This is a genomic window from Bradyrhizobium sp. IC3123 (genome assembly GCF_020193625.1).
Classification (GTDB): Bacteria; Pseudomonadota; Alphaproteobacteria; order Rhizobiales; family Xanthobacteraceae; genus Bradyrhizobium; species Bradyrhizobium yuanmingense.
Genome location: NZ_JADYVF010000010.1, coordinates 1 through 14,711, shown reverse-complemented (window position 1 = coordinate 14,711; position 14,711 = coordinate 1). Strand labels below are relative to the sequence as shown.

General features: G+C 58.0%; 9 protein-coding genes and 1 pseudogene. 8 read left to right on the top strand and 2 right to left on the bottom strand.

Annotation, left to right across the window (positions count from 1 at the left end; genetic code table 11):
* Positions 1-41 precede the first annotated feature (41 nt).
* The 7 genes and pseudogenes from I6F20_RS27160 (at position 42) to I6F20_RS27130 (ending at position 8,824) form a co-directional block, all read left to right on the top strand.
* A complete protein-coding gene (locus I6F20_RS27160; protein WP_463671667.1) occupies positions 42-710 on the top strand; it encodes a pantoate--beta-alanine ligase in 669 nt (222 codons plus the stop codon).
* A gap of 706 nt (positions 711-1,416) precedes the next feature.
* On the top strand, positions 1,417-4,521 hold the full coding sequence (locus I6F20_RS27155) for an efflux RND transporter permease subunit (protein WP_225128599.1): 3,105 nt from the start codon (positions 1,417-1,419) through the stop codon (positions 4,519-4,521).
* A 459-nt stretch (positions 4,522-4,980) separates the two neighbouring features.
* Complete coding sequence (locus I6F20_RS27150) at positions 4,981-5,169, top strand: hypothetical protein (RefSeq protein ID WP_225128598.1); 189 nt, start codon at positions 4,981-4,983, stop codon at positions 5,167-5,169.
* Between the two features lie 211 nt (positions 5,170-5,380).
* A pseudogene (locus I6F20_RS27145) lies at positions 5,381-6,141 on the top strand (IS5 family transposase).
* A gap of 30 nt (positions 6,142-6,171) precedes the next feature.
* Entirely contained in the window at positions 6,172-7,080 is a 909-nt protein-coding gene (locus tag I6F20_RS27140) for a sulfite exporter TauE/SafE family protein (RefSeq protein WP_225128790.1), read from the top strand.
* Positions 7,081-7,087: 7 nt separating this feature from the next.
* The gene (locus I6F20_RS27135) at positions 7,088-7,270 is read left to right on the top strand and encodes a hypothetical protein (protein ID WP_225128597.1); all 183 of its coding nucleotides are present in this window, start codon (positions 7,088-7,090) and stop codon (positions 7,268-7,270) included.
* Positions 7,271-7,702: 432 nt separating this feature from the next.
* Positions 7,703-8,824, top strand: a complete 1,122-nt coding sequence (locus tag I6F20_RS27130; protein WP_225128596.1) for an MFS transporter — start codon at positions 7,703-7,705, stop codon at positions 8,822-8,824.
* A gap of 272 nt (positions 8,825-9,096) precedes the next feature.
* Here the strand turns inward: I6F20_RS27130 and I6F20_RS27125 are convergent, their stop codons facing one another.
* Both I6F20_RS27125 and gmd read right to left on the bottom strand, forming a co-directional pair.
* Complete coding sequence (locus tag I6F20_RS27125; protein ID WP_275945408.1) at positions 9,097-10,074, bottom strand: GDP-L-fucose synthase family protein; 978 nt, start codon at positions 10,072-10,074, stop codon at positions 9,097-9,099.
* Positions 10,055-11,140 carry a GDP-mannose 4,6-dehydratase gene (gene gmd, locus I6F20_RS27120; protein WP_225128595.1) on the bottom strand — a complete coding sequence of 362 codons (1,086 nt, stop codon included), beginning with the start codon at positions 11,138-11,140 and terminating at the stop codon, positions 10,055-10,057. The genes I6F20_RS27125 and gmd overlap by 20 nt, the downstream gene beginning before the upstream one ends.
* Positions 11,141-12,185: 1,045 nt before the next feature.
* On the opposite strand from gmd, the gene glmS reads away from it, so the two are divergent.
* Positions 12,186-14,012, top strand: coding sequence for a glutamine--fructose-6-phosphate transaminase (isomerizing) (glmS, locus tag I6F20_RS27115; protein ID WP_225128787.1), 1,827 nt, complete (start codon positions 12,186-12,188; stop codon positions 14,010-14,012).
* The last annotated feature ends 699 nt before the right edge of the window (positions 14,013-14,711 follow it).

Sequence of the window (14,711 nt, the reverse complement as noted above, 5' to 3'; positions counted from 1 at the left end):
CGCCGGGCTGGCTTGATTGAGCCCGGCGATCGAACGTCAGCATCTTCGTCGACCCCACTCAGTTCGGACTGAACGAGGATCTCAGCACCTACACGCCCGACTTCTTGCAGGATGAGGGACTGTGCCGCGACGCCGGTGTTGCCTTCCACTTTGCGCCGGATGCACAGGAAGTTTATCCGAGTCATTTCGAGACCTTAATTGAACCGGGCGACCTCGCCAAAGCTGTGCGGAGCCTTCAGGCCTGGACATTTTCGCGGTGTCGCTACTGTCGTATGTCAGTTGTTGAACATGGTGCAGCCCGACGTGCTGTTTTTTTTGGCCAGAAGGATTTTCAGCCAATGCGCAGTCGTGCGTCGCATGGCGCGGTTGATCTCAATCTCCCAATCGAGATCGTCACCGTACCGACCGCTGCCGAGCAGGATGGGCTCGCGATGAGCAGTCGCAACCAGTATCTCGGCAAGGAAGAACGTCAGCGGGCCCTTGCGTTCAATCGTGGACTCTCCGCCGCGCTCGATGAATTCCGCTCGGGAGAAAGGCCAATTGCGATCGCCAAGGGGCATTTAGAGACAGTTGACCGACTCCAGTATCTTGAACTTGTGGACGGTGCCGCCGACAGTCCACTGCGACGCCCCGCGGAGCTTTGTGCAGCAGCCTACGTTGGATGGACCCGGCTGACCGACAAGGTAATACTGGCGTTGCCAACTCCATAGCGCACTGCGCAGCCAACATTACGCAGCATATTGAGCTGGAAGAAGTGCTCAAGCCAACTGTTCCGACAGACGTGTCGATTGGTGCCAAGGGCGAACTCCGAGCAAAGTTGTTCAGCGAGTTAGCGATGCGGAGAGGGGGGCTTGCGGAATATTGTAGGCCCGAGAATTTTGCCTCTGGCAAGGTCATACTTCGCGGGGCTGCGACCAGCGAGCGTTTCGACAAACCTTGGTATAGTCTTTTGCAGCCCATTCTATATTTCCCACTTACCTTTGTAGAGTTGAGCACCCGTCAGGTCGTTTGTACTTTCGATCTCGAACCCGGATCATTCGATCGACGGGGCGGCGCGAAGCCCGAAGTGACGCCTTGCTAGAAGTCGTTGCGTTCCAATCAGGTGTGAGGACGAATCTTGAGTCTGACCGTTAGCCGGTTGCACGCAAAAAGACTTGGGGGGCTGTGCCTTAAGAAGGTGCCCACTATTCGAGATCGCGATGAGCGATCAGAACAGCGCAACCAACCTTCATTCAAGCGACGAAGATGAAGAAGCGGAGGATCGGGCACGCTATGCTCAGCAACGTGTGATTCCTTAGAGTAGCCGATAACGCTTCCCTCATACTACGGGCTTTAGCGCAGTCGCCGCATTGATGATCATTGCTGTACCGCAATTTGCTGGCGTATTTGCATCCCCCTCTGGAAATGCGAGTCGAGATGGCATTTACCGAGCTTTTCATCAAACGTCCGGTATTGTCTATTGTCGTTAGCCTCCTGATCTTGCTGATCGGCTTTCGGGCGGCGACCGTACTGCCGATCCGGCAATATCCCAAGCTATCTAATACGGTCGTCAATATCACTACTTCCTATCCTGGCGCCTCCGCCGACATGATCCAGGGGTTCATCACGACTCCCCTGGAGCAGGCCGTCGCTTCCGCCGAGGGCGTCGACTACATCAGCTCCTCATCGGTGCTCGGTACCTCGACGATCCAAGTCTACATCAAGCTGAATTTTGATCCCAACGAGGCGCTCACCGAGGTGCTCTCCAAGGTCAACTCAGTGAAATATTTGATCCCAAAGGAATCAAACGATCCGGTCATCACCAAATCGACCGGTCAAACAACCGCTGTCATGTATATCGCGTTCTCCAGCGAGGAATTGACGGCAAGCGCGATCTCCGACTACCTCTCGCGCGTCGTGCAACCCGTTATGGCAACCGTGGATGGCGTCGCAGCGGCGGACATCCTGGGCGGTCAGAGTTTTGCGATGCGGCTATGGCTCGATCCTGCGAAAATGGCTGGGCACGGCGTGTCGCCGGCCGAGGTTTCGGCTGCAATCGCCGCCAACAACTTCCAGGCCGCGGCTGGCCAGGCCAAGGGCTATTTCACTATCTCCGATGTCACGGCAAATACGGATCTGCGGAGTGTGGATGATTTCAAGCGGATGATCGTCAAAGCCAACGACGGTGGCTTTGTGCGCATGGAAGACATTGCGGTAGTCGAGCTTGCCGCGCAGACGGCAGACACTAGCGTCGCGATGAACGGCGAGCACGCGGTCTTCATCGGCGTGCAGGCGAGCCCGCAAGGCAATCCGCTAAACATAGTGCGAGGCGTTCGAGGGCTGTTTCCAGAAATGGAGCGTAACCTGCCGCCGTCGCTGACGATGAAAGTGGCCTACGACTCCACCCAGTTTATTCAATCATCGATCGATGAAGTGGAGAAGACGCTCATTGAGGCTGTCGTGGTCGTGGTGATCGTGATCTTTCTGTTCCTGGCCTCACTGCGGTCGGTCATCATTCCTGTGGTCACTATTCCGTTGTCGCTCGTGGGTGTCTGCAGCATGATGCTCGCGCTGGGGTTTTCATTCAATCTCCTGACTCTCCTTGCGATGGTTCTCGCGATCGGTCTCGTGGTCGACGACGCGATCGTGGTGGTGGAGAACATTCATCGCCATTTAGAAGAAGGTGCGACGCCCCTACTGGCTGCTACAAGGGGCGCGCGCGAGATCGTCGGTCCCGTTATCTCCATGACGATCACCTTGGCTGCGGTATATGCGCCGATTGGGTTTCTCGGCGGCCTCACCGGTGCGCTGTTCCGCGAATTCGCGTTTACGCTGGCGGGAGCTGTGATCGTGTCGGGCGTGATCGCGTTGACGCTGTCGCCCATGATGTGCTCGCTCTTCCTGAGGCGCGCCGAGGGGGGCCGATTTGCAAGGCTTGTGAACCGCGGGTTCGGCGCCATAACACGATGGTACGGCCGCAAGCTCGACCGCTCGCTCGAATATCGCCCAATTACCGGGCTATTTGCGCTGACCATGTTAGGCCTTGTCGGTTTTCTCTACATGAATATTTCCAAGGAGCTCGCGCCGGAGGAGGATCAAGGTATCGTATTCGCGCTAACGAAGGCGCCCAAATACGCCAATATCGACTACCTCGACTATTACGGCGCCAAACTTGAAAACGCGTTCAAGAAATTTCCAGAGAGTGACTTGAGCTTCGTGCTCAATGGCATCAGTGGCCAGCAGAGTGGCATGGCCGGCATGTTGCTCAAGCCGTGGGACGAGCGCAAGCGATCATCGATTGTACTAAAATCCCTCGTTCAAGCCGAGCTGTCCAAAATCGAAGGTATTAACGCGTTTGCCTTTAGCTTGCCTCCGCTTCCGGGCGGTTCGGGTGGCCTACCAGTGCAGATGGTGATTAATTCGACGGTTGGCTTCCAATCCGTTTACGAGCAGATGTCCAAGCTGAAGGATGTCGCGCGCAAGAGCGGTCTGTTCATGGTGAGCGACTCCGACCTCGAGTTCAACCAGCCGGTGGTGCGAATCAAGGTTGATCGGTCTAAGGCCAACGAGCTTGGCATCACCATGCAGACTATCGGTAGCGCGCTCGCCACCTTACTTGGCGGAAACTACGTCAATCGCTTCAATTTGCAGGGCCGTTCCTACCAGGTGATCCCGCAGGTCCCACGTCAGGAGCGCCTGGCGACGCAAGCAATCGGGAGCTATTATGTGAAGACTGCGACGGGCTCGATGCTCCCGCTGTCTACTGTAGTCTCCATCGAGACTGCGACCGATCCGAACGCTCTCACCCACTACAATCAGCTCAACTGCGCGACCTTTCAGGCCGTGCCGATGCCTGGCGTCACGATCGGTCAGGCTGTGGACTTCCTGGAAGCCGAGGCAAAGAAACTGCCCGCAGGCTTCAGCCACGATTTTCTGGCCGACGCCCGCCAATACGTATACGAGGGTAACCAACTGGCGATTACCTTTGCATTTGCAATCATCATCATATTCTTGGTGCTTGCGGCGCAGTTTGAAAGTCTGCGCGATCCTTTCATCATCATGATCAGCGTACCGATGGCAATCGTGGGCGCCTTGATCCCGCCATTTTTTGGCTGGGCAACTATGAACATCTACACCCAGGTCGGACTGTTGACACTGGTGGGGTTGATTTCCAAGCACGGCATCCTGATGGTTGGGTTCGCCAATGAGCTGCAGCTCAAGGAGAGACTTGACCGTCGCTCGGCTATAGAGATGGCGGCGCGCGTCCGACTGCGTCCAATCTTGATGACTACGGCGGCAATGGTCACGGGCTTCATACCCTTGTTGACTGCAACGGGAGCTGGCGCCGCGAGCCGCTTCTCGATTGGGCTCGTGCTCGTCGCTGGCATGACTGTCGGCACGCTGTTCACGCTTTTCGTGCTGCCGGCGGTCTATGTCGTGTTCGCGTCGGACCACCGCGCCGACGCGAGCTCCGGCCGCGCGAAGAACGCCGCCGAGTTCGGCCTCACCGGCGCTGCTGATCCCCAGCTGGCCAAGCAATGACGATAAATTCAATCCAGGTTCGCTCAGTGTCAAGCGAGGGAGCCTGCGATCGCTTCACGCTCCGTTACGCATTGAGATCTTCACGCCCGTGGTGCCGAGCTTGGCGGCTATCGGGGGCTCGGAAGAACACATCGGTGATCCCCGGCTGCTCCGCTAAGGTGAATTTCACCGTACATTTCAAGGCAGCGGAATGCCCAAGCTCGACATCGCCGGGGGAGAAGGGAATTGATCCTCGCTGACAAAAGGCGCGTTGCTATTTATCCCAGGGCTCTTGAAGGAGAATTGTTTGCTTCCGTCTAACCGCGTTGCGTTGCTAGCCGAAAAATGATGGCGCTGAACCGCTTAGGGGTCGACACGCGCCGTGGGAACGGCCCGTATCCATGGCCGACGCACTTACCGCTTTCGATACGAGGACCATTGATCGACAAGCCGAGAAACAAGCCGACGCGTTTTGGCTGAATGATCGTTGCCGGGTATCGGGAAGTGCAGCACAGCTTGCGTTGCACGATCGAAAGTCGAGAACAAGAGCAACTGCTGAACGCAAAAACGGCCGCTGCCATTGTGAAGAAGGGCGGAGCTGCTAAGCGAATGTTCAGCATCTGCCGCAACCCGATGACCAATGGCCGCGCTGGCTCCCCCGACGTGTGACCCGACCCTCTGGAGTGGGAAAATTAAGGAAATGCCTGAGTTTGATGCTGCTATCTGGTTTCTGGCCGCAACGACGTGTTTTGCTGCCTTTGTAAATGGAGCCATTGGCTACGGCTTTTCGTCGCTCACTGTACCCTTTGCGCTAGGGTCTGTACCTAATTAGCGAACTCTGATTCCCTCGCAGCGGGTTGATTCCACGCGGGGGACTTCGATGCGCAAAGGACTGTTCTGGCTCAACGACAAGCAATGGACTCTGATAGAGCCGCATCTGCCAACGAACCAGACCGGACCGGTGCGCGATGACGATCGACGCGTCATCAGCGGTATCATTCACATGCTTCAGTGCGGCGCACGCTGGCGCGATTGACCGCCCGACTATGGTCCGTACACGACGATCTACAATCGTTTCAATCGCTGGGCCAAGCGCGGACATTTGCGGGCGATCTTTGAAGCGCTCGCCCGCTGCGGCAAAGACGGCGTGACTTTGTCCATCGACTCCACCACGATCAAAGCGCATCGCTCGGCGAGCGGCGGAAAAGGGGGGAGCATGAACAAGCGATCGGCCGCTCGCGCGGCGGGCGGACCACGAAAATCCACGCGCTGAGCGACCCTGACTGCAGACCTTGCGCATTTCATCTCACTCCAGGCCAGGACGCTGATATTGCCGCAGCGCCAGCCCTTTTGGAACTCGCGAAACCCATGTCTGCCCTCATTGGCGACAAAGGGTACGACGGCGACGGCTTTCGAGCCGAAATCGTCGATCGTGGTGCCAAGCCCGTCATCCCAAACAAATCCAACAGGGTCACTCTCCACAGCTTCAGCAAACGCGCCTACAAGGGGCGCAACGTCATCGAGCGCTGTTTCTGCCGCCTCAAGGATTTCAGGCGTGTCGCAACTCGCTACGACAAACTAGCCAGGAACTTCTTGGCTGCCATCCATCTCGCCGCCATCGTTGCCTATTGGATCAATTGAGTCCGAGCCCTAGTTTTCTACACCAATCGCATTCTCAACCCCGCCATTGTCATCATCGAGGTCTTCGTCAACGTTTACGTCCTCCTCATCAATCTGAAGGGCGTGCGGGTGGTTTGGAGACGAGTGTTTCCCATCTTGCTCGGGCTCTTGCCGGGCGTTGCGCTCGGCGGCTATGCCTTGACCTCGCTTCAGCCGGGCTGGATCAAATTCGCCACCTACACGATCATTCTGCCCCTGATCCTGCTGCAAGCTGCGGGTTGGCGCCGCCCTATCGGAGCAAGCTGGCTGATCGGCCTGCCATTCGGGTGGATGCTGGGCGTTCTCTATTCGCTGACGACAATCTCCGGGCCTCCCATAGCGATGCTGTTTAACAACCAGGGCTTGGTCAAACACGAATTTCGCGCCGGCCTAGCGCTGGTTCGCGTGGTGGAATCGAGCGTTACCGCCTTCGTCTACTATCAGCTCGGCTTGTTCATTTACGAAAGCGGCAGCTTGCTCTATGTTTTTGTACCGAGTGTCCTGCTTGGCGTCCCGCTGGGGTCCTACGTCATTCGCCGGCTTGATGCGGAGATATTCCGACGCATCTGTATGAGCTTTGATGCTTGGATCGTGGGCTTCGGCTTGTCACGGGTGCTGATTGAGCTCGATCTAGTGCAGAGCGCCTGGGCTTATAGCGTGATGGCGGCGGCGATACTGATCGATCTCTCCCTGCTATACTTGTTCTTTACAACGCACAATCCAAATCTCATCTCGGCGAACTGCGGATATAAGCACCTGAACGATGCCGGCGGGCAACTCGGTATCGAATGCGCGCGCGTCCTGGACCTGATCGACGCCGCCCTCTTCGGCGGCGATGATGATGGCTTGCAAATCTGGTTGATTGCTCCAGACGGCCCAGCCCACCGCCGCCGGGAACCCGGGATCACAGGACAGCCCTGATGCCGCCATGCTACTCGAAATGGCTGTTGCCGGCGGCGACACGCTGGCCCAGAACAAACGAACTGAGGCCCAATGGCTGCGCGGGAACCATCTGGCGGCCGGAAACCAGGGACGAACGAATGTCAAAACCATCGGGGCCGACATTAACCGCTTGCGCGTGGTAGCGGAGCTCGTTGTAGTGATCTCTTGAGACAGCGCCGCCACTCGTGATGAGAGCTTCCGATTGTGCAAAGTTGTCGGAAAAAGGACGGCCGTGTTAGCGCCAACTGCATAGAGGCCTGGGGCGCCGTCGGCTTTGTAGGCGTTGCGACAAGCATGCTGAGCGTTGCGATTTGGCTGTCGCAGACCAGCAAAAATCATTGCCCTCGTGTGGCCAGCTCATCCGGGAGAGATTGGCCGAAACACCGCCATCCCCAGGGGCTCGACGATCACCCCTACTTGTCGCTCTGCGTGTGACGCAGTTCAGCATTTGTGACGGCATCGCATTTGCAGGGATGAAGAACGTCAACTTGAGGCCATCATCGTCGAGCCGCGCGTCGCTTGCAGGCGACGCACGCAGGATGAGGGGCGCCGCGCCCGCGAGTCCGTTCTCTCAGGAGCGTCCGTGATACCATGTGCCAATTTGTCTGCCGGCCTGCTTGGGACACGCCTGACATTTTTTGTGGCCGGATTCGGCCTCGCGGCCTGGGCGCCTTTGGTGCCACTCGCCAAGGAGCGGCTCGCGGCGGATGACCGCATGCTTGGTCTACTGCTGCTCTGTCTCGGAACGGGATCTGTCGTCGCGATGCTTTTGACCAGCGTGTTGAACTCGCGGTACGGCAGCAAGCCCATTATCCTCGCGGGTGGACTTGGACTCGCGATCATCCTGCCGTGCCTTGCAATTTCCGACACACCTGTAAGGCTCGGTGCCACGCTATTTGCTTTCGGCGTTTCACTCGGCTCGATCGATGTAGCAATGAACATCCACGCGATTGAACTGGAGCGCGCCACGGGCCGTCTATTGATGTCCGGCTTCCACGCTCGGTACAGCATTGGGGAAGTCACCGGCTCTGCCGCGGTCACCTTGTTAGTCTCCCTGCAGTGTGGCTCGCTTCTCTCGACGTTGGTCTGTTCGGCGTTAGTAGCGATCGCGATTGTGACGGCCTGGCCGAGGTTGCTGGCGACGGGTTCGAGACAGCAGGGGCCATTATTTGTCTTGCCCCACCGCAGTGTGTTGCTCATAGCGGTGCTCGCGGGTATCACCTTTCTTGTAGAAGGTGCAATGCTCGATTGGAGCGCTTTGCTTCTCGTTGAACGAGATCTTCTCGCGGAGGCGCACGGGGGCATTGGTTATATGCTCTTCTCAATCGCCATGGCCGCAGGGCGTCTCAGCGGAGATGCCGTGGTGGCGCGAATCGGCGACCGTGCCACATTGATGCTCGGGACTGTACTAATGGTAACAGGCTTTTTGGCCGTGGTAGCCGCGCCCGTTGCGTTGATTGCTATGGCAGGGTTCCTGCTTATCGGATTGGGTATTTCAAATGTTGTACCCGTACTGTGTCGACGCGCCGGCAAACAGAACGTGATGCCAGCAGGCATAGCGATAGCGGTCATCACGACCGGCGGCTACGCGGGTATACTCGTCGGGCCGGCCGGCATCGGGCTCATCTCACACATATTTGGCTTGCCAATGGCGTTCGGGATGTTAGGCGCGCTCATGTCCATCGTGATGCTGTCGGCGAGGATGATGACCGACCATCGCTAAGGCATTGGTCAAGAGGAAGGGAGCGCCGGTTCGCTCCGGCTAGTGATCGCCCGTCGGCGGTTGAGATTTAGAGTCGATGAGCTCTCAACTGCTGGCAGCACGTCTCGATCTGATCTTTCCTTTCCTGCAAGTCGGCAGGGGTTCTTGGCGGCGAACTGAGGGCAGCTGTTGACAATGAACGTTCGTCAACTTGCGAAGCAAGATTGATCGTTACGTGAGCGGCGAGTCTGCTAGGACGGACGTTCACCGCCGGGCGATCGTGGTATCGCCCCTTATCCGGGAACAAGCGAATCACTCTGGTGCCGTCCGTCGCTGTCAGCCCGATACGCCCGATATGCCAGCTGAATGCCATCCTTTAGCGAAGTCGTGGCGCGCCAGCCGAGCCCAGACAGCCGACGCACGTCGAGCAGCTTGCGTGGCGTGCCGTCCGGGCGCGACGTATCGAAGCTGATCTCACCGCGAAAACCGACGGCGGCCGCGATCATGAGTGCGAAGTCGGCGATGCTGATGTCCTCGCCGCTACCGATATTGACCAGTTCCGACGAGGAATAGGTCTTCATCAGATGGATGCAGGCATCGGCGAGATCATCGACATAGAGGAATTCGCGGCGCGGCGTGCCGGTGCCCCACACCACGACGTTGCGGCTGCCCGAAATCTTGGCCTCGTGGAAGCGGTGGATCAGCGCGGCGACGACGTGGCTGTATTCGGGGTGATAATTGTCCCCGGGGCCGTAGAGATTAGTCGGCATCACGCTGATGAAATCGGCGCCGTACTGGCTGCGATAGGCCTCGGCCATCTTGAGGCCGGCGATTTTGGCGATGGCATAGGGTTCGTTGGTCGGTTCCAGCGGGCCGGTCAATAACGAATCCTCTCGCAGCGGCTGAGGCGCCAAGCGCGGATAGATGCAGGAGGAGCCGAAGAACATCAGCTTCTCGCACCCATTGGCATGCGCCGCCTGGATGACGTTGCTCGATATCGCCAGATTGTCGTGCAGAAACTCGGCGCGCAGCGTGTTGTTAGCGACGATGCCGCCGACCTTCGCGGCGGCGAGGAACACGGCTTGCGGCCGCTTCGCGGCAAACCAGGCGTTCACCGCGGCCTGGTCGCGCAAGTCGAGCTCGCTGCGCGGCACCGTCAAGAGATCGGCCTGTTCGCGTGCTAGCCGGCGCATCAGCGCCGCGCCGACCATGCCGCGATGGCCCGCAACGAAAACCGTCTTACCCTTCAGTTCAAACGACGTGCTTGCCATTGGTCGCATCCTGCTTGGCTTCAACGAGATCGCTGGCGACCATTTCCTTCACCAGTCGCGAGAACGGCGTCTTCGGAGCCCAGCCGAGCTTGGCGCGCGCCTTGCTGGCGTCACCGATCAGGAGATCAACCTCGGTCGGACGGAAATAGGTCGGATCGATCTGCACCAGGGTCTTGCCCGAGGCCTTGTCCACGCCGACCTCCTCGACGCCCCTGCCGCGCCATTCGATGCTGCGCCCGACCTCGGCAAACGCCACCTCGACGAACTCGCGGACCGACCGCGTCTCGCCGGTCGCCAGCACGAAGTCGCCGGGCTCGTCGACCTGCAGGATCCTGTGCATGCCATCGACATAGTCGCGGGCATGGCCCCAGTCGCGCTTGGCGTCGAGATTGCCGAGATAGAGCGTGTTCTCGAGGCCGACCTCGATGCGGGCGACGGCGCGGGTGATCTTGCGCGACACGAACGTCTCGCCGCGGGTCGGGCTCTCATGGTTGAAAAGGATGCCGTTGCTGGCGAAAATGCCATAGGCCTCACGGTAGTTCACCGTGATCCAATAGCCATAAAGCTTGGCGACGCCATAGGGCGAGCGCGGATAGAATGGCGTGGTTTCCTTCTGCGGCACCTCTTGCACGAGCCCGTAAAGCTCCGAGGTCGAGGCCTGGTAGAACCGCGTCTCCTTTTCCATGCCGAGGATGCGGATCGCTTCCAAAAGGCGCAGAACGCCGATTGCGTCGGCGTTGGCGGTGTATTCCGGGCTCTCGAAACTGACATGGACGTGGCTCTGGGCGGCCAGGTTATAGATCTCGGTCGGCCGGATCTGCTGCACCAGCCGGATCAGATTGGTCGAATCCGTCATGTCGCCATAGTGCATCAGGAACGGCACGCTGCCGGCATGCGGATCCTGGTAGAGATGATCGACGCGCGCGGTGTTGAACGAGGACGATCGGCGCTTGATCCCGTGCACGTGGTAGCCGAGACCGAGCAAATACTCGGCGAGATATGCTCCGTCCTGCCCGGTGACGCCGGTGATCAGCGCAACGCGTCGCTTTGAGTCCTGAACCGTCATGGTCTCTCGTAGTTTCGCCGGAAAGAAAAGCCCTGTGAAACGCTATTGGAAGCCGTTTCTCGTGAAGTCTAGACGGCGCAAGCCCGCTCCACCCGCAGTTTGAGGAAAGCGATCGTTATGTCCAGTCATACACATCAGCTAGGAAAGCACACTATATACATTGTTTTAAATCGGACTGGATTGTGTGAACGCATTGATCTCCAAAACATCAAAGTCAATTAACGCTCGCATCCTGGCTTATATCTCTGACGATCCTAAGTAGGCGAGATGCATGCGATCGCGGTTGCGAGCGCAAGGGCGCGCTTGTCCGGGCTATATCTCCAACGAGATAGAAGCTGACCATCTGTGTTCCTATCTAACCTCAGGCGCAAGTACGCATACGCGTGGTCTCGTCACGGCTTGCGAGAGCGACGAGCTGGAGCCGCAGTCATCGATGCATTTCGCCCGATGACGGGATGCAAGCAAGCGTACAGTCAAGCTTGCACGCCAATTCGTAGTCAAGAAAGCCCCCCTACCGTTAACTTCCGGACAGAACACCCGGTCTTCGCGGTCGATTCATCGCCCGTGATCAGCGCTGTTGCCAATGTCAAGCTCGCGGCAGGCAGTGGAGCGGCCGACACAAGACAAGATGAGAAAGAGTAGTAAACGTTGGTATAGATGCTCCAACGTTTCGATATCGAAAGTTTACGCTCGTACAATAGAGCTTCGCTGCCAATCGTCTAGTCTCGATGAGCGTAACTTGCCTTCGTACGAGTATGATGGGCCTCCTAAATCCAAGCCGGCAAAATGTTTCAGGTAGAACAGAACAATTCAAGCTAGAGCTGCTGCGCAGTTTGTACTCGATCGGCAGCCAAAAGCGGAATGTAGTCGGCCGAAGCGATGATGGCTAAAGGAGGTCTAACTCACGCTTGCGAATGCGGCGGCGATACAGGCGGCCGCGAAAAAGCCCGAACTTGACGCCTGTTACCATCGTGCAGGCGATTTCATGATCGGATTCCTGTAGGCGGGACCTCGGGCCCCTTGAACTTGGGCTGCATTGATCGATATGTGTGGAATTGTTGGCATTTTGGGGCGTGGTCCGGTCGTTGGCCAGTTGGTCGCGTCGCTCAAGCGATTGGAATATCGTGGCTATGACTCCGCAGGCCTCGCGACTCTCGAAGGTCTCCGTATCGAACGCCGGCGCGCTGAAGGTAAGCTGAGAAACCTTGAAGAGCAGCTGCGCTATTATCCGCCGTTGGGTCATATCGGCATCGGTCATACCCGCTGGGCGACTCATGGAAAGCCGACCGAGAGCAATGCTCACCCGCATGCGACAGAAAATGTCGCGGTCGTTCATAACGGGATCATTGAGAATTTCCGCGAGCTGCGAGCCGAACTGGAGCGGAATGGAGCCCACTTTAACTCAGAGACAGACACGGAGGTGGTGGCGCATCTCGTCGAATCTTATCTCAACAGGGGCTACTCGCCGCGGGATGCGGTACAAGCGTCACTGCCACGGCTGCGCGGTGCCTTCGCGCTGGCATTCCTTTTCAAAGCCCACGATGATCTTTTGATCGGTGCGCGTAAGGGGTCGCCCCTTGCGATCGGACATGGTATCGGCGAAGTGTATCTAGGATCGGACGCGATTGCGCTCGCGCCTTTGACCGACACCATCACCTATCTTGAAGACGGCGACTGGGCCGTGCTTACCCGCACGATGTGCGTGATTTATAGCGCAGACGGATCTGTCGTCCAGCGGGAAACATCAAAGTCTGGCGTATCGTCACTCCTTGTGGACAAAGCGAATTATCGCCACTTCATGGCCAAGGAAATCCACGAGCAGCCGACAGTGGCCGGCAAGACATTGGCGCATTATCTCGACATGGCGGCCGAGCGCGTCGCCCTGCCGGTCACATTGCCGTTCGACTTTAAATCCGTTCAGCGCATCTCAATTACCGCGTGCGGGACTGCAGGCTATGCCGGGCACATCGCCAAATACTGGTTCGAGCGGCTGGCGCGCTTGCCTGTCGAGATCGATGTAGCGTCCGAGTTCCGCTATAGGGAGGCGCCTTTGCGCCGGGGCGATCTCGCGATCGTCATCTCGCAATCGGGCGAAACCGCTGACACGCTAGCTGCACTGCGATACGCCAAGGACCAGGGCGTGCACACGATATCTGTGGTCAACGTCGCGACGTCGACGATTGCGCGCGAGAGCGAATCCGTTCTGCCGACGCTGGCGGGGCCGGAAATCGGCGTCGCCTCCACCAAGGCATTTATCTGCCAGCTGATGGTATTGGCGGCGCTTGCCGTCGCAGCAGGCAAAGAGCGCGGTAAACTGTCTGAGATCGATGAAACGAGGCTCGTGCGTGAGCTTATCGAAGTGCCGCGGTTGATTGCTGCGGCGCTGTTGATCGAGCCGCAGATCGAGAAGCTCGCGCGTTATATCGCCGATTCAAGGGACGTGCTCTATCTCGGTCGTGGCACATCGGCTCCCTTGGCGTTCGAGGGCGCACTCAAGCTGAAGGAAATTGCTTATATCCACTCAGAAGGTTATGCCGCCGGCGAGCTCAAGCACGGACCGATCGCACTGATCGATGAGGCCGTGCCTGTGGTGGTGATCGCACCTTATGACGATGTCTTCGAGAAGACCGTCTCGAATATGCAAGAAGTTGCGGCTCGGGGCGGCAAGATCATCCTGATCACCGATTCGAAGGGTTCTTTGGAAGCGACGGTGGACACACTCATGACCATTGTGCTGCCTGAGATGGTCGCACGCTTTACGCCGATGGTCTATGCCATTCCGGTACAACTCTTGGCTTACCATACCGCTCTCGTAAGGGGCGCGGACGTGGATCAGCCGCGTAATCTAGCAAAATCGGTGACTGTGGAATGAGGCTACAGTGTTATGTCGGTCCTTGAGGCCACGAATCGCCTGGGCGAGCTCAGAAAGAGAACGATCCCGGTATCACAGGTCAATCATAGACCGATCCAGCTCGATGAGCAGCAGTCAGCCCTGCTTGCGTCATCATCGTCTACCGACTAACGTCCTGGGAGCGAGCGTTACCTTCCTCTTGTTCGAGCCGAACGGTCGATAACAAGTGGAAATTCCGGATAATTGGAAGATCGAAGTCGGCTCTCGGTTACCAGCCCGCGATCTGCTTTGCAGGGCCAAATCAGCCTGAAGCCACAAAAGATACTCTCTAACTCATCCTCCCACCTCGCCGATGTCGACGAACAAGTCGCTGCACAACAGCTTCGGGCCGCTCCGTCGCAGCTTATTCACTGGCGGCGCATACGCGCGACAACTTACTTTTCCCGATTGCCAGCATCCGAGCGATGTCGGGCACGTCGAGCATGCACTTCGATTGCTCAGGATTAGCAGTCCAGTTTGTCCCTTCGATCGCGCGTGGCAGGGGTTCACGCAATCCGGTTGGGCCACACGCGCCACCGCGGCTCTCCGACCTGTGAAGTGGCCCCCGGATTTGGGACCGGAAGCCTAGTTGGAATGTAGCCGTTCCGTTTGGTAAACGGAGCGGACGATGACGAAGAAGACGAGACGGAAGATCGACGCGGCGCTGAAGGCGAAGATCGC

What these genes read in the sequence shown, in the direction of transcription:
- I6F20_RS27155 (WP_225128599.1), top strand. Translation starts at nt 1,417, where the DNA reads ATGGCATTTACCGAGCTTTTCATCAAACGTCCGGTATTGTCTATTGTC.
- I6F20_RS27150 (WP_225128598.1), top strand. Translation starts at nt 4,981, where the DNA reads ATGATCGTTGCCGGGTATCGGGAAGTGCAGCACAGCTTGCGTTGCACG.
- I6F20_RS27135 (WP_225128597.1), top strand. Translation starts at nt 7,088, where the DNA reads ATGCTACTCGAAATGGCTGTTGCCGGCGGCGACACGCTGGCCCAGAAC.
- I6F20_RS27125 (WP_275945408.1), bottom strand. Translation starts at nt 10,074, where the DNA reads ATGGCAAGCACGTCGTTTGAACTGAAGGGTAAGACGGTTTTCGTTGCG.
- gmd (WP_225128595.1), bottom strand. Translation starts at nt 11,140, where the DNA reads ATGACGGTTCAGGACTCAAAGCGACGCGTTGCGCTGATCACCGGCGTC.
- glmS (WP_225128787.1), top strand. Translation starts at nt 12,186, where the DNA reads ATGTGTGGAATTGTTGGCATTTTGGGGCGTGGTCCGGTCGTTGGCCAG.